18 protein-coding genes are annotated in these 20,394 nt (G+C 41.9%); 1 reads left to right on the top strand and 17 read right to left on the bottom strand.

Features of this window, described 5'->3' with window-relative positions:
• Positions 1-6 precede the first annotated feature (6 nt).
• The 7 genes from yfmH to N0M92_RS02465 all read right to left on the bottom strand — a co-directional run bounded on the left by yfmH (position 7) and on the right by N0M92_RS02465 (position 8,493).
• Complete coding sequence (yfmH, locus tag N0M92_RS02495; protein WP_260284298.1) at positions 7-1,293, bottom strand: EF-P 5-aminopentanol modification-associated protein YfmH; 1,287 nt, start codon at positions 1,291-1,293, stop codon at positions 7-9.
• Positions 1,293-2,573: an EF-P 5-aminopentanol modification-associated protein YfmF gene (yfmF, locus tag N0M92_RS02490; protein ID WP_260284297.1), complete on the bottom strand. Its 1,281-nt coding sequence runs from the start codon at positions 2,571-2,573 to the stop codon at positions 1,293-1,295. Before yfmF ends, yfmH begins: the two co-directional genes overlap by 1 nt.
• 211 nt (positions 2,574-2,784) lie before the next feature.
• Entirely contained in the window at positions 2,785-3,744 is a 960-nt protein-coding gene (locus N0M92_RS02485) for an ABC transporter permease (protein WP_260284295.1), read from the bottom strand.
• Complete coding sequence (locus N0M92_RS02480) at positions 3,745-4,788, bottom strand: ABC transporter permease (protein ID WP_260284294.1); 1,044 nt, start codon at positions 4,786-4,788, stop codon at positions 3,745-3,747.
• Entirely contained in the window at positions 4,781-6,316 is a 1,536-nt protein-coding gene (locus tag N0M92_RS02475) for an ABC transporter ATP-binding protein (protein WP_260284293.1), read from the bottom strand. Before N0M92_RS02475 ends, N0M92_RS02480 begins: the two co-directional genes overlap by 8 nt.
• A 202-nt stretch (positions 6,317-6,518) precedes the next feature.
• A complete protein-coding gene (locus N0M92_RS02470; RefSeq protein ID WP_192204072.1) occupies positions 6,519-7,607 on the bottom strand; it encodes a BMP family lipoprotein in 1,089 nt (362 codons plus the stop codon).
• A gap of 160 nt (positions 7,608-7,767) precedes the next feature.
• On the bottom strand, positions 7,768-8,493 hold the full coding sequence (locus tag N0M92_RS02465) for a GntR family transcriptional regulator (RefSeq protein WP_192204071.1): 726 nt from the start codon (positions 8,491-8,493) through the stop codon (positions 7,768-7,770).
• Between the two features lie 304 nt (positions 8,494-8,797).
• Between N0M92_RS02465 and N0M92_RS02460 the strand changes: the two genes are divergently transcribed.
• Positions 8,798-9,097: a DUF6509 family protein gene (locus tag N0M92_RS02460; RefSeq protein WP_260284292.1), complete on the top strand. Its 300-nt coding sequence runs from the start codon at positions 8,798-8,800 to the stop codon at positions 9,095-9,097.
• A 28-nt stretch (positions 9,098-9,125) separates the two neighbouring features.
• Here N0M92_RS02460 and N0M92_RS02455 read toward each other — a convergent pair whose 3' ends face one another.
• The 10 genes from N0M92_RS02455 to N0M92_RS02410 all read right to left on the bottom strand — a co-directional run bounded on the left by N0M92_RS02455 (position 9,126) and on the right by N0M92_RS02410 (position 20,263).
• Positions 9,126-11,456: a DNA translocase FtsK gene (locus N0M92_RS02455; protein WP_260284291.1), complete on the bottom strand. Its 2,331-nt coding sequence runs from the start codon at positions 11,454-11,456 to the stop codon at positions 9,126-9,128.
• A gap of 239 nt (positions 11,457-11,695) precedes the next feature.
• Positions 11,696-11,923 (bottom strand): YlzJ-like family protein, encoded by a 228-nt coding sequence (locus tag N0M92_RS02450; RefSeq protein ID WP_098370978.1) that lies wholly within the window; start codon positions 11,921-11,923, stop codon positions 11,696-11,698.
• Positions 11,920-12,666, bottom strand: coding sequence for a ClpP family protease (locus N0M92_RS02445; RefSeq protein ID WP_228467355.1), 747 nt, complete (start codon positions 12,664-12,666; stop codon positions 11,920-11,922). The genes N0M92_RS02450 and N0M92_RS02445 overlap by 4 nt, the downstream gene beginning before the upstream one ends.
• 128 nt (positions 12,667-12,794) lie before the next feature.
• Complete coding sequence (locus tag N0M92_RS02440) at positions 12,795-14,465, bottom strand: ribonuclease J (protein WP_311202500.1); 1,671 nt, start codon at positions 14,463-14,465, stop codon at positions 12,795-12,797.
• A 284-nt stretch (positions 14,466-14,749) separates the two neighbouring features.
• On the bottom strand, positions 14,750-15,619 hold the full coding sequence (gene dapA, locus N0M92_RS02435) for a 4-hydroxy-tetrahydrodipicolinate synthase (protein ID WP_260284290.1): 870 nt from the start codon (positions 15,617-15,619) through the stop codon (positions 14,750-14,752).
• Positions 15,620-15,666: 47 nt separating this feature from the next.
• Positions 15,667-16,893 (bottom strand): aspartate kinase, encoded by a 1,227-nt coding sequence (dapG, locus tag N0M92_RS02430; RefSeq protein ID WP_260284289.1) that lies wholly within the window; start codon positions 16,891-16,893, stop codon positions 15,667-15,669.
• Between the two features lie 102 nt (positions 16,894-16,995).
• Positions 16,996-18,051: an aspartate-semialdehyde dehydrogenase gene (gene asd / locus N0M92_RS02425; RefSeq protein WP_098370982.1), complete on the bottom strand. Its 1,056-nt coding sequence runs from the start codon at positions 18,049-18,051 to the stop codon at positions 16,996-16,998.
• A 213-nt stretch (positions 18,052-18,264) separates the two neighbouring features.
• On the bottom strand, positions 18,265-18,867 hold the full coding sequence (locus N0M92_RS02420; RefSeq protein ID WP_098370983.1) for a dipicolinate synthase subunit B: 603 nt from the start codon (positions 18,865-18,867) through the stop codon (positions 18,265-18,267).
• Positions 18,864-19,766, bottom strand: a complete 903-nt coding sequence (dpaA, locus tag N0M92_RS02415) for a dipicolinic acid synthetase subunit A (RefSeq protein WP_260284288.1) — start codon at positions 19,764-19,766, stop codon at positions 18,864-18,866. Before dpaA ends, N0M92_RS02420 begins: the two co-directional genes overlap by 4 nt.
• Before the next feature lie 227 nt (positions 19,767-19,993).
• Positions 19,994-20,263 carry a YlmC/YmxH family sporulation protein gene (locus N0M92_RS02410; RefSeq protein WP_192204062.1) on the bottom strand — a complete coding sequence of 90 codons (270 nt, stop codon included), beginning with the start codon at positions 20,261-20,263 and terminating at the stop codon, positions 19,994-19,996.
• Between the last annotated feature and the right edge of the window lie 131 nt (positions 20,264-20,394).

The following is a 20,394-nucleotide window of genomic DNA, read 5'->3' as shown; positions in this document are numbered from 1 at the left end:
TTTATATTATTTAGGAAGTACCTGGCAGACAGTCATCCGTTGATCGGATATTAAGTCCTTGGCGACCTCCCTGATATCTTCAATCGTTAGTTTTTCCAATACCGATACAACATCGAACAAGTTCATATCATTGAATGCATATCTGGTGAATTGATTCGCTATATATTCCGGCGAATTCAGGGAGCGAAGGAAAGAACCGATTTTTTTCTTGATTGTCCTTTGCAGGCTTTCTTCATTCAGGCCAGTTCCGGCTTTTGATTTTTGCAGGATACCAAATAAAGACTCCCTCAACTCATCAGGCTTGGCACTGTCCCCGCCAATTAACGCAAACCCAAAACCTTGTTCCTGTGTATAATCATAAGAGAAGGTTTGATCGATCAACCCTTCCTCATATAGCTCCTCATGCAAAGGTGAACTCTTGCCAAATAGCATTTCCAAATATATATTGGTCGCCAATTCCCTTTTCAAAAGCTGTAAACCGGATTGGTGCACATTGATGGCCTTGATGCCCAGCATCACTTTTGGTGTCTGGACATTCATTCTTAAGACTTCCTTATCCTTGGCAACGACTTCCGGCTCTTCGTCAAATTTACGTTCCACTGCAGGTTGTTCGTTGTACCCTTTATTATTTTGATTATCCCTAATCAATTTCATGGTGCTTTCGACATCTACCGGTCCTACAACGAATAGGAGCATGTTGCTAGGATGGTAAAAAGTATTATAACATTCGTAAAGCATATCCTTCGTAATATCCGCAATCGATTCCACAGTTCCGGCAATATCGATTTTCACTGGGTGTTGATGATACATATTGGCTATCGTCCCGAAATATAATCGCCAGTCTGAATTATCATCATACATATTGATTTCCTGCCCAATGATTCCTTTTTCCTTCTCTACCGTCTTTTCCGAAAAGTAAGGTTCCTGGACAAAATCAATTAAGGTAGTTAGATTCCTATCGAAATCGGACGTACTGGAAAATAAATAGGCTGTACGGGTGAAAGAAGTAAAAGCATTTGCGGATGCTCCCTGCTTTGAAAATTGCTGAAAAACATCACCATCTTCCTTTTCAAATAGCTTATGTTCAAGGAAATGGGCGATCCCATCAGGTACTTTGGAGAATTCCGTTCCATTCAATGGTTTAAAATGGTTGTCAATTGAACCATAATTAGTCGTGAAAGTCGCAAATGATTTATTGAACCCACTTTTCGGAAGTATATATACTTCTAGACCATTATCCATTTTTTCATGGAAAAGTTCTTCTTTCAATTGAGTGAATGCTATTTTTTCCATTACCCTTGCACCTCCGCTTCCGTTAGGAAATAAATCGTATCAAGCTGAATTTTTTGACCGACTGCAATGATTTCTTCCTTTGTCGTCCGCTCTGTTTTTGCAAACCAATCATCGAGCGATATATCCTGCCCGGAAACCACATTATGATATAAAATTTCCACAAGACCTCTCGAAACGTCAATGGTTTCAAGGAGTTGGTTCTTAACGACCGCCTTTGTCTGTGCCAGTTCCTCTTCGGAAAAGTTCCCTTGCTTCATTTCCTTCATTTGTGCATGGATGATATCCAATGCCTGCTTGTAGTTGGCATTCTCAATGCCCGCCATGACCATTAAAAGTCCTTTATGACTTTCGAGCCTTGAAGCTGCATAATAAGCAAGGCTGGCTTTCTCCCTGACATTAATGAAAAGTTTCGAATGTGAAAAGCCACCAAAAATCCCATTGAATAGCTGAAGAGCATAATAATCCGGATCACCGTATGCAACTTGGGTTCGATAACCGATATTCAATTTACCTTGTTTCACATCCGAATTTTCGATGATTTCTTTTTCCTTCTCCACTACCTTGCCCGGCTTCCTTTGCAATCTTACAGGCACTCGTTCTTGCAACGACACATACTTGTCAGCTAGAGCCTCCACTTCCGATTCATCGATGTCACCGATTACATATAAATCGATTTCATCCTCCGTCAGCACTTTCTTATAATAGGCGTAAAGGGATTCCGGTGTTATCGTTTCCAAGTCTTGAAGATTGCCGCTCGCTTCTAGAGCATATGGTTCGTTTTTGCACATTTCCTCTACAAGGCGTGTAGCTGAGTATCGCATCTTGTCATCGGAAATGGATTGAATCCGCTGTTTTAAAGAACGGATTTCATTGGAAACCGTTTTAGAGTCAAAGGCTTCGCCGTTCTTCTTCGGATTAAAGATCACTTCCGATAATAACCCAAAAGCCTTTTCGAGAAGCGGGGTTGAATCACTAAGGAACTTTTCATTGACGATATCGATCGTAAAACTTATGATTTGATATTCTCCTTTTTTAGCAACATCGACATAAAACCCTGCTCCATATAAATCATCAAGATAAGATTGAAGCTCGGGTGTTGTAGGGTATTTACTTGTATTGCTTTGTAACACATATGGCAGTAATGCACGATATGTAACGTCCTCTTTTGTCAACGGGGCTTTCATCTTCAGCACGAGAGTATTCGTTTTATATTTATCCGTCTGGACCACATGAAGCTTGTAGCCGCTTTTTTCCGTAATTGTATCGGAAGCAATAGACATGAATAATCCTCCTCATTATATAAATCACCTTTATTAGCTTATTGTTTGTAGATTGGAACCCTTTTAAACATCTACTTAAAATATACATGTGAAAGGAAAAATCATGCAAGTTACAGCTACTTTTTTTGGTATTTCACCAGCCTCAGCATCACTTATGGCTCAATCTAAAAAGAAAAAACCGGCCAGCAAAGTTTGCTGACCGGTTAAATACTTATCTTTTCCCTTTGATGTATGGCTGTCCGGATGCTTTCGGAGCATCTGCACGTCCAATGAAACCAGTTAGTGCGATGATCGTCAGAACATAAGGAGCGATCAAGAGATAAACCGATGGAATATCCTTGAAGAAGGGAAGGCTCGAGCCAACGATACTTAAACTTTGTGCCAAACCAAAGAATAACGCAGCACCCATTGCCCCGATCGGGTGCCACTTACCAAAAATCATTGCGGCAATGGCCATGAAACCTTGACCATTAATTGTTGCATGATTGAATTCATTCGAAAAGATGGTAGCATAAATCGCTCCGCCGATACCGCCAAAAGCACCTGATAATAAAACGGCGGCATAGCGGATTTTCGTAACATTGACACCCATCGTGTCAGCAGCCATCGGATGCTCACCCACTGCACGGATCCTTAACCCGAAAGGTGTTTTATAAAGTACGTACCAAACGACAAAGGATATTAGAATCGCTATATATACGATATAATAACCATTTGAGAAAAAGATGGGCCCTATAAATGGAATATCACTTAGTAAAGGAACATCAATCCGCGGGAATGTTTCTGTGATTCTATCAGTTTGACCTTTGTCAAAAATCAGCTTCACCAAAAACATGGTCAGACCTACTGCCAACAAGTTGATGGCGACCCCACTGACCGTTTGGTCCGCCCTGAACGTAATGCATGCCACAGCATGCAGAATGGAAAACAGCAAGCCGGCAATCATTGCCGCCAAGACTGCCAGCCAAGGAGTCCATTCCCCAAATACATCAGCAAGCATTAAGTTAAAAACAATCCCTGTAAAGGCACCAATGACCATCAAGCCTTCTAAACCGATGTTTATGACACCTGCCCGTTCAGAAAACACTCCTCCGAGCGAAGTAAAAATAAGTGGAGCAGCTAGAGCAATCATTGATGGAATAATAATTTGTAATACTTGGTAAAAGTCCACTTATTTCACCCCTTTCTTAAATCGAGCGGCAATCCAACGAATAAAATAACTGGATGCGACAAAGAAAATGATCAATGCTATGACAATATCTACTATTTCACTTGGTATGCCGGTTTCTAGCGGCATATTTAAGGCACCTGCTTTCAGCCCCCCAAATAATAAGGCTGCCAGCACGACACCAATAGCCGTATTCGCTCCTAGTAAGGCTACTGCAATCCCGTCAAAGCCCATACCTGTGAACCCGCCTTTGACTGCAGCATAACCGAAAGTTCCAAGGCCTTCCATCGCACCTGCAAGCCCTGCAAACGCACCTGAAATAACCATGGAAAGTATGATGTTCTTATTTACACTCATCCCTGCATATTCGGACGCGTGCTGATTGAAACCTACCGCTTTCAGTTCAAAGCCGGTTTTTGTCCTTTCAAGAAGGAACCACATGATGATTACGCAAATAATCGCGACCACTATTCCCCAATGCATCCGGGAAAAATCCGTAATGCTTTCGAAAAAAGGAGACCGCAGTGATGCTGTATCGGCAATTCTTTCTGTTTTATCCAGTTTGTCAGTCATTACATTCCTAATTAAATAATTCGTCACATATAAAGCTGTATAATTCAACATGATAGAAACGATCACTTCATGTACGCGGAACTTAGCTTTTAAATAACCAGGGATAAATGCCCACAAGGCGCCAGCAGCTGCACCAGCTAAGATGGCAAACGGCAAATGGATGATCCTTGGAAGATCAAAAGCAATTCCGACCCAAACTGCCGCCAGCCAGCCTACAATTAATTGCCCTTCCACGCCGATATTGAATAGGCCCGTGCGGAAAGCAAAAGCCACTGCCAAACCAGCAAGGATATAAGGGATGATTGTCCTGACGGATTCCCCTACATAATAAGAATCCCCAATAATTCCATTTATCATGGAGCCATAGCCGGCAACTGGGTCATAGCCGCTTACTAACATGATTATTGCCCCAACGACCAAGCCGAGGATAACTGCTATTAACGGACTCGTTAATTTAGATAAATACTTAGACATTTTGTTTTCCACCTGCTTCCGTCCGTTTACTGCCGGCCATAAGAAGGCCAAGCTCCTGTTCAGTCGTTTCTTTCGGATCGACAATTGCGACGATTTCCCCTTCGTATATAACGGCAATTCTATCGCTCACATTCATGATTTCTTCCAATTCAAATGATATGAGAAGTACCGCTTTTCCTGCATCACGCTGTTCAATTAGACGTTTATGGATAAACTCGATCGCTCCGACATCAAGTCCGCGTGTTGGCTGTGCGGCAATCAATAAATCCGGGTTCCTATCAACTTCCCGGCCGATGATAGCTTTTTGTTGATTCCCTCCAGAAAGCGCCCTTGCCGGGGTATATTCACTCGGGGTGCGAACATCGTAACTTTTGATCAATGAACGGGCTTTTTCGAAAATTTTCTTTGAGTTCAAGATACCTGCTTTTGAAAAAGGCTTTTGATAGTAGGTTTGCAAGACAATATTTTCCCCAATGCTGTAATCGAGAACCAAACCATGCTTATGTCTGTCTTCCGGAATATGGCCGACACCTGCTTCAGTGATCTTACGCGGCTTAAGATTCCTGATCTCTTTTCCATTTAGCTTTATCGAACCTGCTGTTGTCTTCCTTAGGCCAGCCAATGCTTCAATTAGTTCGGATTGACCATTTCCATCTACACCAGCGATACCGACAATTTCTCCTGCACGGACAGTTAACTCCAAATTCCGAACAGCTGAAACGCCCCGGGAATCCTTGACTTCCAGTTCACGAACTTCAAGAACTACATCCGAAGGAGTAGCTGCCGTTTTTTCCGTCTTGAATAGAACTTCCCTACCGACCATTAAGCTGGCCAATTCGTCAGGGTTCGTTTCGTTGACATTCACTGTACCGATTCCTTGCCCTTTGCGTATAACCGTTACCCGGTCACAAACCTCCATGATTTCCTTAAGTTTGTGTGTGATTAAAATGATAGATTTCCCCTCTTTGATAAGGGCTTTCATAATATATATCAATTCCTTGATTTCTTGAGGAGTCAATACAGCGGTCGGTTCATCAAAAATCAATATCTCCGCACCGCGGTAAAGCGTCTTAAGAATCTCGACACGCTGCTGCATCCCTATTGAAATATCGGCAATTTTTGCGTAAGGGTCAACACGAAGCTGATATTGTTCTGATAGTTTCCTAACTTCCTCGCTCGCTTCTTTCAAATCGATTTTACCCGCTTTTGATGGTTCTTTTCCTAATATGATATTTTCCGTTACTGTAAAAGGGTCAACGAGCATAAAATGCTGATGGACCATCCCAATCCCTAAATCATTGGCAATGTTAGGACTGGTAATCTTGACTGGCTTACCATTCACACGGATTTCTCCCTGCTCAGGCTGATATAAGCCGAATAAAACATTCATCAAAGTGGATTTACCCGCGCCATTTTCACCTAATAATGCGTGAATCTCCCCTTTTTTAACCTGCAGGGTAACGTTATCATTTGCGACGATGCCGGGGAATTCCTTACGGATATTGAGCATCTCAATTACATATTCCACGTATTATCAACTCCTAAAATGAGTGTACATATTCTTAAATCATTTAATTGCTGCTAGTAACCTATTGATTTTTTAAAAAAACCAAATGAAAAACTACGATTCTATCATAGTTTTTCATTCGATATTTTTCAGTGCTAAGAGTTATTGGGAAAAGAAAGAATAGAGGGCAACCCTGCCTCCCTATTCTTTCTGGCATTACAGCTTATAAACCAAGTTTTTCGAATTCTTCATCCGTACCCGGAACTACGAATTCACCTGATTTGATTTTTTCTGTCCACTCTTCGACCGCTTTTAAAGATTCTTCTGTTACGTTATCTTTTGTATCGGAAATGCCTACACCATTTTCTTCGATACCATACTCAATTACTTTTCCGCCAGGGAAGTTTCCTTCTTTCGCTTTCTCGGAAAGGTCTTTAACTGCTACGTCAACTCGTTTTAGCATGGAAGTCAGTGTGATATTGTCGTCAGTTCCCGGAACTGCCCCTAATTTAGCTTGGTCGCTATCTACACCAATAACATAGATTTCTCTCTTAGGATCTTTTTGCTTTTGCTCAACAGCTTCAGTGAATACACCTTTTCCAGTTCCTCCAGCAGCGTGATAAATGATATCGATACCAGAAGAATACATGGAGCCTGCAGTGGATTTACCGATATCAGCTTTATTGAAGTCTCCGGCATATTTAACTTCAACTTTCGCATCAGGGTTTACAGATAATACCCCAGCCTTAAAACCAACTTCGAATTTCTTGATTAATTCAGATTCAACTCCGCCGATAAAACCGACCTTGTTTGTTTTCGTTTGCAATCCGGCAATTACACCTACAAGGAATGAACCTTGCTGCTCTTTAAAATTAATGCTGGCTACGTTCTTTTTATCAACAACAGTATCCACGATAGCAAAGTGTGAATCCGGACGTTGGTCAGCCACTTCACCAACAGATTCGGCTAAAAGAAAACCGATACCATAAATAAGTTGGTAATCTTCACGTACAAGCGTATTCAGGTTTTTAGCGTAATCGGCATCTGATTTAGATTGCAGGTAGTTATAGCCATCTTTACCTTTTTCCAGACCATTATCTTTACCGAATTCCTGAATGCCCTTCCAAGCGGATTGGTTGAACGACTCGTCATCCACGCCGCCTGTATCAGTTACCATCGCAACCGTGAAGTTATCTTTGTTTTTCCCATTTGAAGATTCTTTATCATCATTCTCTGAATTACCACATGCCCCTAGTAGCGTACCGGCTGCAAGAACAAGTGAAAGAGCTAGTCCTAATTTGCGCTTTTTCAATTTTTATCCCCCTAATTTACATAGTTTTTTGAGCAGGAATGTTCTGAAAAGTCATTTATGTTTGCGTTTTCACTTCTCGTTAATTTTTTTTGCTTATGTTTGATTTGAATTTACTGAATCAAAACAAACGCTTGCATTCACCCGTATGCAGAGTCAAGACCTACACACGTTTACGAAGAACATGAAAGCTGAACATATTGGCTTTAAAGTAGTTAACAGAATACAGGATAGGCTGGTCCCAATCATCCAGATGCATCTGCTTTAAAACGAGTAGTGCGGCTTCTGGAGAGCATTTAAGGATAGGAGAAACTTTCTCATGATATCCAATAGGCTCAATCTCCGCTACGGCATGCGTGATTTTCCGATGTGCATCTCTTTCCAAAATATCAAAAAGAGACTCATCATTCCGGTCAAAATTTTCTGATAGTATAGATTCAGGAATTTTGTCAATGCAGTAGACAACTGGCTCCCCATTCGCTGTCCTTACTCGCTCGATGATGACGATGCGTTCATCTGTTGAACATGAAAACCTGCGTATATCCTCTTCTGTAGGTTCTTGGGCCGTCGAGCTTAAGAAAATCGTACCCGGTTTCATTCCTGCCTCTTCAATCATGTTCGTGACACTTTTTAATTGCTCGATACCTGAAGTGAACCGAGGTTTCGGATTGACGAAAGTCCCTACTCCATGGCGGCGAATGATGATGTTTTCTTCTTCTAAAATTCGCAGCGCTTCTCGAAGTGTCGCCCTACTCACTCCCAATTTTTTTGCAAGATCGAATTCTGAAGGGAATTTTTCATTTTCCTGATAGACTCCTGCTTCAATATCCTGCTTCAGGTAATCAATGACCTGCAAATATAAATGTCGACTATCTGATTTTATTGACATACAGTTTCCCCCAGCTAATTTCTTAAGACATCAGACCTCTGATGTTGAATCATTCCTACTAATCGAAAATAATATAACATTTTTTTTGATATAAATAAATAGTGTTTTACTATTTACTTTAAAAGAATTTAGGAGAAATTACCCTTACATGTGTCTTTCAATCTAGATAAGGCCGCGGAATTTGTACGATTATTCTCCTAAATCGGATAAATTCATTTAAAAAACGCAAAATGAATGCCGCTCTGTTCAAGATGATGTTTTCCTGTATAATAGGATTTATCTTCTTTGAAGGGATGTACACAAGATGTTAAAGATTACAGAATACACGATTGAAAAATTGAATGATCCATTTGGTATTTTGTCCGGGGAACGTTACGAGTTGTTCTTGGATATTGAAGTGCCTGAAGAGGATGAGCTCTTTTCAGAAAATGGTTTATATATCAGGGTGCTTTTTGCTGCGGAAGAACAAATAGGCAAATTGATTAAATATGATATTTTTGAAAAAGGGAACGAAGGCGCACTCGAATTCGATTTAGAAGATGATGAAGAAGCGATGATTACCGACTTCTGCCTTAAACATTTGGACGAGGCGATGAATAATTAAAAAACCGGGCTGCAGCCCGGTTTTTTAATTATGATGAATGCGCTTCATCCTGTTCATCTTTAGTAACCAATACATTTCGTGGTTTACTGCCTTCATAGGGACCGACAATTCCCCTTGCTTCCATTTCATCGATCAACCTTGCTGCCCGGGTATAGCCAATCCGGAAACGGCGCTGCAGCATGGAGACAGATGCAGTCTGCATTTCTACAATCAAGGACACCGCATCCCCGTATAAATTATCTTCGACTTCACCATTAGAAGTTTCTGCAATTTCATCCGGTATCATCTCTTCGTTATATTGTGCTTTTTGCTGTGAAATGACATATGTGACAACTTCCTCGACTTCATTGTCGGATAAAAAGGCCCCTTGAACGCGAACCGGTTTTGAAGCTCCTGCAGGCAGGAAGAGCATGTCACCCCGTCCTAACAGTTTTTCGGCTCCGCCCATGTCGAGAATCGTTCTTGAATCGGTCATGGATGAGACACTAAAAGCGATCCGAGATGGGATGTTCGCTTTAATGACCCCTGTAATTACATCTACGGATGGCCGCTGAGTGGCAATTATCAAGTGGATGCCCGCGGCACGTGCCATTTGTGCAAGCCGTGTGATGGCATCCTCTACATCATTTGAGGCGACCATCATCAAATCCGCCAGCTCATCGACAATCACTACGATATAAGGCAAGAGCGGTTGTTTGGCATCTTCTTCAATGTTATACCGGTTAATATAATCATTGTAGCCTTCAATATTACGGGTACCGGAATGAGAAAATAGCTCGTAGCGCCTTTCCATTTCACTGACCACTTTTTGCAAAGCCTGTGCAGCTTTCTTTGGATTGGTCACTACAGGCGCGAGTAAGTGGGGGATTCCATTATAGACATTCAACTCCACCATTTTTGGATCGATCATCATCATTTTCACTTCATGCGGTTTTGCGCGCATCAGAATACTCGTGATAATCCCGTTAATACAAACGGATTTCCCGCTGCCGGTGGCACCAGCAACTAGTAAATGCGGCATTTTATTAAGCTCCGCCTTAACCGCTTCACCAGAAATATTCCGCCCTAAGCCTATTTGCAGTTTTGCGTCAGGCTTGTCAACTTCTTTGGCCTCTAAAACTTCCCTTAATGACACCATTGCCACTTCGGAGTTGGGCACTTCTATTCCGATAGCCGATTTCCCGGGAATCGGAGCTTCGATCCTAATATCCTTTGCGGCAAGTGCAAGAGCCAAGTCATCGGATAGGCTGACAATCTTACTTACCTTCACCCCTACATCCGGATGGACTTCATATTTGGTTACGGCTGGGCCTAAATGAACTTGAGTGACCCTCGCTTTCACTCCAAAGCTATGAAAGGTGCGCTCAAGTTTTGCCGCATTCTCATGAATCAATTGGTACTCTCCGCTTTGGTCCGTTTTTTTGGGCTGCAATAACAAAGAAAGAGGCGGTAAAAGATATTCTTTATTCTCCACTTCCGTAAAATTCATAGGCGGAACGGCGTCATCCTGTTCCTCTGCACTTTCGGCTGCAGTTTCCGTAACTACTGGAGTAATTTCGTTTTCGTCGCTATAGGCTTTATCAGCAAAGCTGGAAATAATCCGTTCGGTCGCCATTTGCTGTGTTTCCTCTTCTTGATGAAGGGGCTGATCGGTTTCCTCCACCGGATCGTTTTCCCGTTTCTTCTTTTTCACGGGATTCTTTTTCTTTTCTTTTTTGTCGTCATTCCACGTTTTCATATCATCTCTGAAAGCAGACCATTGCTTTTTGAAAAAGACGCCAAGACCCATGAAAAACTTCCCGAGGGTTTCACCTAACGTTTTCCCGGTCAATAGGACGGCACCTACAATGATAAAAAGGCATGAAACGATTTTCGATCCAGCTTCGTCGAATAAAAAGTATGAGGCTGCAAATAATATCGCTCCAATCATACCTCCCCCGAGGTCCTTTGTGCTGGCCTTGCCGGTCACTTCCATCCAGAATAGTTCCCATGTATTCGAAATGACACTTGGCTTCGTAAACGGCCCTCCATCTGCAAGCATGTTAAACAGTGTCACATGACTTAGCAGGAGCATGCTCGCGACAAGAAAATACATCCCGACGAATTGCCGTTTTAACAGGTATGGGACCTCCCTCTTTATCATCAAATAGAAGCCAGCTGCAATTGCTCCCAACAAAAAGAGGATATACCATTCCCCCATGAAGAAGCGGATTAAAAAGACCGTCCCGTTTCCCACAGCTCCAAGCTTGGCAATGGCAATGATGGCCAAACCTATTATAGTTAGGCCGATCAATTCATATTTAAGCGTTAGTTTTAATTTCTCTGTACTATTCTTTTTTCTGCGTTTCTTTTTTGCCATAATATCACCTGATTCTTCATGAAACTATTCTAACTTTTCTATTCAACATCACTACATGATTTCCCTTCTAGAAACAAATGTTCGCTCCCTGATTATATCAAATATATTTGTACCTGTCCTTGATATATATACCATTTATTATTTAGACGAACATTTTGCCCACATAATGAATAAAGCAGCCAAGCGGCTGCTGATTTTCATTCCAGTATATCATAATTTACCTCAGTTAGTCGTTTTTACTAATGATTCATCTGTTCGAACACATTTATGACAGCCCCCGGCTGGATGTGTACATTCATATAATCTTCAGGATCCGTGCTTACAATTCGATCAATGCGAAACGTGCGGCCTCCGTCATGTTCAACCATTACATGTACACCATTATAGATCATTTCTATTAAATTTGCCGTCTTTTCATGGTGATGAGGGAAAATTATTTCTTCAGGAACGATCGTATAAAGCGTCATTGCAGAAGCCCCTCCTCTTCCCCGGCAATTTTTGGCCTTCTTTCTTCCATGAAGCTATTTAGTTTTCTCATGGCCTGGCCTACTCCTCCTACATCATCGATCATACCAATTTCAACTGCCTCGGCCCCGATTACATTCGTGCCGATATCCCGGGTTAAGTTTCCTTTAGCAAACATTAAATCCTTAAAACTTTCTTCCGATACGTTAGAGTGCCGTGTAACAAATTTAATGACTCTTTCCTGCATTTTATCCAAGTATTCAAAGGTTTGAGGCACGCCAATGACTAGCCCTGTCAAACGAATGGGATGAATCGTCATCGTTGCTGTTTCTGCTATATAGCTATGGTCACACGAAACCGCAATCGGCACACCGATCGAGTGACCTCCCCCAAGTACAATCGAGACGGAAGGCTTTGAAAGGGAGGCCAGCATTTCTGCGATGGCTAGTCCCGCTTCGACATCTCCTCCGACTGTATTTAAAATGACAAGCAGCCCCTCTATATTTGGATTTTGTTCAATTGCCACAATTTGCGGAATAACATGTTCATATTTGGTCGTTTTATTTTGAGGCGGCAGCTGCATATGTCCTTCAATTTGTCCAATGATCGTCAAACAATGGATTTTTGAGTCTTGAGATAGTTGCGGAACATTAGTAGCCCCCAGCTGCTGGATCTTTTCGATTAAAGTTGAATTCTTACCTTCCTGTTTGCCTTCATTTTCATTTGGTAATGGTGCATTATCCACTATGCCAACCCCTTTCTCTTAAGCCTATAGCTTTATTATGTCTCGAGTCTCGGACTTCATTCTTCAAGATATAAGAGGTTTGACACAGAAAAAAGAACCCCTGACTGTTTAAACCAGGGGTTCCTTACTTAATATTCCATAATTATAGGTAAAATCATTGGGCGGCGTTTCGTTTTCTCATAGAAGAATTGGTTTAATGCATCACGCATTTCCTGCTTCAGCGTGGACCAATCAAAAGGTTGGCGCGACCCATTTTTCTTTACGATTTCACTTACTATTTCAGTTGCTTCCCCAATCATTTTTTCAGATTCGCGAACATATACGAAGCCCCTTGAAATGATTTCAGGTCCTGCTGCAATGCTTTTATCCTGACGGTTCAACGTGACCACTACAATCAAAATGCCATCCTGGGATAACAAGCGACGATCACGAAGAACGATATTACCCACATCTCCGACACCACTGCCATCTATCAGGATATTTCCTGCAGAGACTTTGCCGGAAAGACCCATTTTATTGCCCTTTAGTTCGATGACATCACCTTTTTCGGCAATGATGATGTTTTCACGTTCAATTCCCGCAGCAACCCCAACTTTTTGATGGGCATATAAATGGCGGTATTCCCCATGTACAGGGATCAAGAATTTAGGATTCATCAAATTGATCATCATTTTAAGTTCTTCCTGGCTTCCATGCCCTGTTACGTGCACTTTGTATTTATTTGCAGATACCACTTCAGCACCTACCCTGTAAAGCAAATCGACGGTTTTGGATAAAATAAGTTCGCCGCCCTGTAGGGGTGATGCACTGATCAAAACTGTGTCTCCCTTTTTGATCGTCACCTGCTTGTGGGTCTGTTTTGCCATTTTTTGCAGTGCCGCTATGGGCTCCCCCTGATGACCTGTCGATAACACGACGATTTCACGGTCGTCATACTGGCGAATTTCATTAATCGGGATTATCAGCTCTTCTTCAACCTTTAAGTAGCCAAGGTTCAGGGCTGTTTCATAAACGCGTTGCAGGCTTTTTCCTACAACTGCCACTTTTCTGCGACTTGCTGCCGCTGCATTGAAAACATGTTGAATCCGGTTAATGTTCGAAGCGAAGCACGCTACGATGATCCTTCCGGAGGCTGCATGAAAAACCTCTGTAATATCTTTGGCCACAACTGCTTCCGATGTCGTATAACCTGGCCTCTCGGCACCGGTACTATCCGAAAGCAAGCATAGGACACCTTCTTCACCGATACCAGCCATTTTACCGATTTCCGGTTTATATAAATCAGTTGCTGCTTGATCGAATTTGAAATCCCCAGTATAAACGATTGCACCTTCACGAGTGTGGATCACGACTCCGACGGAATCGGGAATACTATGGTTTGTCCGGAAAAAAGACACAGCCGCTTGAGGGAAACTTAAAAGAGAATCCGAATCGATTTCAGTGAATGTTGCCCTGCCGTTAAAGCCATCTTCCTTTAATTTCGTTTTAATTAAAGCTAGTGTAAGCTTTGTTCCATAAACAGGTGCCGGTAAATATTTCAAGACATAAGCAAGTGCTCCCATATGGTCTTCATGACCATGGGTAATGAATATCCCCTGCACCCTTTCCTTATTATCCATCAAATAAGAAATATCAGGAATGACCGCATCGATTCCGAGCATTTCGTCTTCTGGCAGCATTAACCCTGCATCAAGAAGATAGATGTCCTCGTTCACCTCAACGACGTACATATTTTTACCAAGTTCCCCTTGTCCTCCAAGAGAAATGACTTTTATTCCATTATTTTTATCTTTAACCAATCGAATATCCTCCTTAAAAATTCCCGTTCATAATTTCCCAATGAATTCATTATAACCGATGTTCAAAAAACATGACAACACTTACCATTTTCAGAGGGACATTTTCATATAATTCAAAAAAAACAACCTATTATGCAAGAGATCCTTTGTACTTTTATCCAGTTTCGATCGATAATAAAAAAACTCAAATATTTTCATCTCGAAATCGGAAAGGATATCCCATTCATTTACATCTTTATGTAAAAACAAGCCAATCTTCAACGATCAGCTTGTTCCGTGTCTTTTTATTTATTTAATACCTTTGTTAATGCAAGGCGCTCCTGTTCCGTCAATGGCACGATTGGAAGTCTCACCGAGCCAACGTCAATTCCATTTAACTGAAGCGCTGTTTTGACAGGTGCAGGGCTTGGCGCTGCAAACAAACCTTTTATAAGCGGTAACAGTTCCTGATGCAGCCTCGCTGCCTCTTTCAAATTCCCACTGATGAAGGCCTCCACTATTTTCTGCAACTCATTACCGGCAATATGTGAAGCAACCGAAACTACACCCACACCACCAATAGCCAATACTGGGAGTGTTAATGCGTCGTCCCCACTATATAACGCAAATTCTTCATCCGTACCGGCTATGATTTGGGTCATAGCGTTTAAATCCCCGCTCGCTTCTTTAACGGCTACGATATTAGGAATTTTTGAAAGGCGGATGATCGTTTCCGGTTCAATGTTAATCGAAGCGCGCCCAGGGATATTATATACCATAACAGGGAGAGTCGTACTAGCAGCAATAGCCTTAAAATGCTGGTACAGACCTTCTTGATTCGTTTTACTATAATACGGTGCCACCAGCATTATCGCATCGGCGCCATTTTGTTCCGCTTTTTTTGTCAACTCGATGGAAGCATACGTATTGTTGCTTCCTGTCCCCATGATGATGGGCACACGTTTTTCTACAACCTTAGAAACATGACGCAATAACGCAATTTTCTCCTCCGAAGATAAAGTTGGAGATTCCCCTGTCGTTCCCGAAAGCACAAGCGAATCGGTTCCATTCTTTAATAAATAATTAACCAATGAAGTCGTCTTTTGAAAATCGACATTTCCCTTGCCATCGAAAGGGGTGACCATTGCGGTTGATACTCTACCAAATATCATCATCTAACACCTCTTTAATTTTTAAAACCTTTATTCATTAAAAAGCCAAATCATTGGACTTCCCTTTCATGCAATTGAAATGCATAGTGCAGGGAATTAACAGCTTCTATTAAATCTTCCTCTTTCACAAGTACCCAAATTGTCGTATGGCTATCCGCAGACTGGAGAATGGCAATTTCCTTTTCGGAAAGCGCTGTGACAATCTTCGCTGCAACGCCTGGCACTCCATTTATACCTGCACCGACTACTGAAACCTTGGCACAATTTCTTTCAATGACCGGTTCATGACCAAGCTCGGCCAAAATCGAGAGGGCATGTTCTGTCATCTCTTCCGAAACGGTATACACTACGCCGCTTGGATATATATTTATAAAGTCCACTGAAATAGAGGCATTGGCCATTGCTTTGAAAACTTCTGCCTGCAGATTATATTGATCTTTTTTCGCACGTACCTTGATTTGAGTGATTTTTGGTACATGGGCAATCCCGGTCACGAGCCTTTCACGGATGTCACTGCCCTGGCTTCCCTTGTTCATGCTTGTAACAAGGGTCCCCAAACCTTCACTGTATGTTGACCTTATCCGAATCGGGACTTTCGCCTGCATCGCAATTTCAACAGCTCGCGGATGAATGACCTTCGCCCCTTGATATGCCATATTGCAAACTTCCGTATATGAAACGATTGATAATGGACGAGCTTGATCGGCAATACGTGGATCTGCCGTCATGATTCCTTCCACATCCGTAAAAATATCGACCCGTTCAGCTTGCAATGCTGCACCTAATGCAGCGGCAGAAGTATCACTTCCACCACGGCCGATGGTCGTGATGTCCCCGTTTTTAGCCGCTCCCTGGAAGCCTGCAACAACGACTACATCCTTTACCTCAAGTTCCTTCATGAGACGGTCGCATTTCATTTCGATAATTTTCGCACTTGAATAGTCGGTATTCGTCAAGAATCCCGCTTGAGCTCCAGTATAAGCGACCGCATCAATACCATGTTCCAAGAGCATGTTCGTGAATATGACAGATGATATCGTTTCTCCAACTGACATAAGTAAATCCTGTTCCCGTTTTGAAAGGCTGGCTTTCATTCCATTTACTAGTGAAAGTAAGGTATCCGTTGCATAAGGATCGCCTTTTCTTCCCATTGCTGAAACCACAACCACCACTTTATAGCCTTCTTTAATCGCATTTTCAATATGCCCCTTGGCAAATAAACGGCTTTCCTCATCACGAACGGATGTCCCACCGTACTTCTGGACGATAATTTTCATAATATGCACCCCAAATATAAGCCAGCTTCCCAATCCGGGAAGCTGACAAAAACTCTCTATCCTATTGGAATTTAATTTTTTATCTAGATTAAAAATAAATTATTACTTAACGGTAACCAAACCTAATTTTAAAAGGCTCTCAGCAATTTGAACTGAATTCCAAGCTGCTCCTTTTAATAGATTATCGGAAACCACCCATAAATGGAAGCCTTTATCTTCATCCAAATCTTTGCGAATCCGACCGACGAATACATCATTCTTGCCGACGGATGAAGCAGGCGTAGGGTAAACTTGTTGCTCGGGTTCATCTTCTAGCACTATTCCAGGTGCCGTTTTCATTAAATCCTTGATTTGAGAAGCCGCTATGCCTTCTTTTTCAACTTCAATGTATACAGATTCCGAATGACCTGTTACAACAGGAAGCCTCACACAAGTTGCAGCCACTGGAAGGTCTTGCATATGCATGATTTTCTTTGTTTCATTAATCATTTTCATCTCTTCGAATGTGTACCCGTTATCTTGGAATTTATCGATTTGGGGAATGACGTTAAATGCGATTTGATAATGCTTTTCGTCCCCTTTTACGGGTAAAATCTTCGGATCTATTTCTTTTTCATCAAGCAAGTCGCGAGCCTGTTCCTTTAATTCATTTATCGCTGCTGCACCTGCACCCGAAACAGCCTGATAGGTTGAAACAACAATTTTTGATAAGCCGTATGTCTTGCGGATCGGTTCTAATGCCACAACCATTTGGATAGTTGAACAATTCGGGTTTGCAATGATCCCATTATGCTGTTTCAAGTCTTCTTCATTTACTTCAGGAACGACTAGCGGAACATTTTCATCCATGCGGAATGCGCTCGTATTATCCACTACTATCGCACCGCGTTTCACTGCTTCTGGAGCCAATTCCTTAGACACGCTTCCTCCAGCACTGAATAAAGCGATATCTATGCCTTCAAAGCTTTCAGGTTTTGCTTCCTGCACTTCGATTTCCTCGCCCTTAAACGTAAGTTTGATTCCAGCGGAACGAGCCGATGATAAAAAGATGATTTTCTTTATCGGTAAGTCCCTTTGTTCGAGTGTTGAAATCATTTGTTGTCCTACCGCTCCAGTTGCTCCCACAACTGCAATACGCAATCCCTGTGTCTCAGTCATTTATCCATACTCCTTTTCTATCTCTTAAATTAATTATTTACTGGATTTACTGCTTCTTGTTCAGAATATCATTTATTTTATCACATTAACATTCCAAAGGGTCGCACTTTAACAAAATATTCTGGTAGTGGAGTGGTTTTTCATAACTTCAACCTACAAATTTATGCATATATGTTAGTCGTTAGAATGCGGGATGGAGGCAGAAATACTTGTTCAGACTAAATCATCCTTGAACCTTTCGACGATGACAGGTTGAATCTGTTCCCTTTCCAGTGCAGCTATGATCGTATCCCTTATCATGCTCATCCTTGCAACCATGGAACTTGGTTTGCCTGTGGGATTATCCTGGCCATATGGAACGAAATAAATATCTTTTGCAGCCATCAGCCTCATTAGATTGACACCATTTAACCCAAGTGCATCATTCGTTGAAATCGCGACCACGACCGGACGGTGATTTCTCATCGTCGCTTTTGCTGCCATAAGTACAGGCGAATCGGTAAGAGCATTTGCCATCTTACTCATTGAGTTACCCGTTAAAGGAGCGATCACCATGCAATCAAGTGGCAATTTAGGTCCTAAAGGCTCTGCTTTGACGATTGTATCAACGACATGATTCCCCGTCAATTTTTCTATTCTTTCGACCCAATCCTCGCCCTTTCCAAAACGGGTTTCCGTGTTTTGAACTGTCGATGTTACGATTGGAATGACTTCCGCCCCTTCATCTACAAGTTTTTCTATTTCCGGGAACACTTCATCATATGTGCAATGTGATCCTGTTAATCCAAAACCAATCCGTTTACCTTTGAGACTCATATCTTTTTCCCCTTCCTTTTCGTGAACTCGCCTTGTATCAATAGTCCCAGTGCATTCGCTAATATCTGACCAGCTGTTTTCGGGGCAACTATTCCCGGCAGGCTTGGTGCCAACAGCGCCTTAATTCCCCTTTTTTCAGCGTAACGAAAATCAGTCCCCCCCGGTTTTGAAGCAAGGTCGATGATTAATGTATGAACGGGCATTTTAGCTATAACTTGTGCGGTAATTATCGGAAAAGGAATCGTATTGATACATATATCAACATTTTTCATTTCAGCAGCCAGATCATTTAAATGAAAAGGGGCTAATGCCATTTCACTGATCCTCGCAATATCTTCGCTTTTTCTTGCCCCCACCTTCACTTTTGCTCCCAGTGCATGGAATGACCGGGCTACACTCATACCGACCCTTCCCAGTCCGATAACGGCTACATTCGATCCATGGATCGTAAAATCCGTATGTTGAATGGCCATCATGATCGTACCCTCAACAGTTGGAATCGAATTATAAATAGCCACATCATCACGTTCGAACAATAGTACAAGTTTGCGATCCACTTTCTTGAATATCCCATCGAGGTAATCGTTACTGATTCCTGCATAAAAAGTGCAATGTTCCGGGGTCTTTTTTATCATTTCTTCAGTTAAAACAACCTCTTCACTGGAAAAAATCGTTTCTACTTTCCCATCTGAATCGGTGCCCCGGACAGGCAGGATAACTGAATCTATTTCCTTGAAATTTATATCTTCCATTTTTTCCTTAACCGCTCCGGTAAAAGCATGGTCGAGCTGTTCAAAACCTACCAATAATAGCTTTGCATCAAGCTCTGTCAGTTTACGGACAACTTCAAGCTGACGCGCATCTCCACCAATTACAGCGATTTGCATGCCTGTGAGCATTAAAACCGTCACCTTCTTTATATAAAAGATCCTAAACATTCCTTGCCCTGTGATATAATCCCTTCAGGAAGCAATTCGATTTTTGCTACATTCTCTAGTTACCCTGCCATCTTATGTTTTTAGTTAAAAAACGGTGATAAGAAATCAAAAAACGCCTTAGCTATTGCCAGCTAAGGCGTTTTCGGGATTGCATTTCGTGAAATTCCAAGGAGTAGGCGCGAGCATCATCATCCATCCATTTGCTCTCCGTCTTTAAGTGAAAGTCCTTCTTGAAAATCAATGATGACCATATCCGCACCAATTTTTTTTATGTGATCCCATGGCACTCTTATTTCACTGCCACTCCTTAAAAGGCCAAACCATTTGACGGATGGGATGATCAACGAGGTAATTTGTCCAGTTTCATCTATTTCCAAATCCGTCTGACCAAGGATTCCTAATCTTTCCGCCCTATTCACATCGACTATTTCCTTACCGCTCAGTTCGCTTAACCTCATATTTGGTTCCCCCTTTTTCGTCTTCTATTCAATCTATATCCGAAAAAGGTAAACTTAGAAGGCCTTTATCCAAATATTGTCCAAAACACTGGCCCCTTCCACATTCAAAGAAAAAAAGCCTGACCTCCCTT

Source organism: Peribacillus aracenensis (assembly GCF_025175645.1).
GTDB lineage: Bacteria > Bacillota > Bacilli > Bacillales > DSM-1321 > Peribacillus > Peribacillus aracenensis.
The sequence above is the reverse complement of the archived record's forward strand: the minus strand, read 5'-3'. Positions and strand labels throughout refer to the sequence as shown.

Coding starts and splice junctions, on each gene's coding strand:
- yfmH (WP_260284298.1), bottom strand. CDS start 1,293: ATGGAAAAAATAGCATTCACTCAATTGAAAGAAGAACTTTTCCATGAA.
- yfmF (WP_260284297.1), bottom strand. CDS start 2,573: ATGTCTATTGCTTCCGATACAATTACGGAAAAAAGCGGCTACAAGCTT.
- N0M92_RS02480 (WP_260284294.1), bottom strand. CDS start 4,788: ATGTCTAAGTATTTATCTAAATTAACGAGTCCGTTAATAGCAGTTATC.
- N0M92_RS02465 (WP_192204071.1), bottom strand. CDS start 8,493: ATGTCAATAAAATCAGATAGTCGACATTTATATTTGCAGGTCATTGAT.
- N0M92_RS02460 (WP_260284292.1), top strand. CDS start 8,798: ATGTTAAAGATTACAGAATACACGATTGAAAAATTGAATGATCCATTT.
- N0M92_RS02455 (WP_260284291.1), bottom strand. CDS start 11,456: ATGGCAAAAAAGAAACGCAGAAAAAAGAATAGTACAGAGAAATTAAAA.
- N0M92_RS02450 (WP_098370978.1), bottom strand. CDS start 11,923: ATGACGCTTTATACGATCGTTCCTGAAGAAATAATTTTCCCTCATCAC.
- dapA (WP_260284290.1), bottom strand. CDS start 15,619: ATGATGATATTTGGTAGAGTATCAACCGCAATGGTCACCCCTTTCGAT.
- dapG (WP_260284289.1), bottom strand. CDS start 16,893: ATGAAAATTATCGTCCAGAAGTACGGTGGGACATCCGTTCGTGATGAG.
- asd (WP_098370982.1), bottom strand. CDS start 18,051: ATGACTGAGACACAGGGATTGCGTATTGCAGTTGTGGGAGCAACTGGA.
- N0M92_RS02420 (WP_098370983.1), bottom strand. CDS start 18,867: ATGAGTCTCAAAGGTAAACGGATTGGTTTTGGATTAACAGGATCACAT.
- dpaA (WP_260284288.1), bottom strand. CDS start 19,766: ATGCTCACAGGCATGCAAATCGCTGTAATTGGTGGAGATGCGCGTCAG.
- N0M92_RS02410 (WP_192204062.1), bottom strand. CDS start 20,263: ATGAGGTTAAGCGAACTGAGCGGTAAGGAAATAGTCGATGTGAATAGG.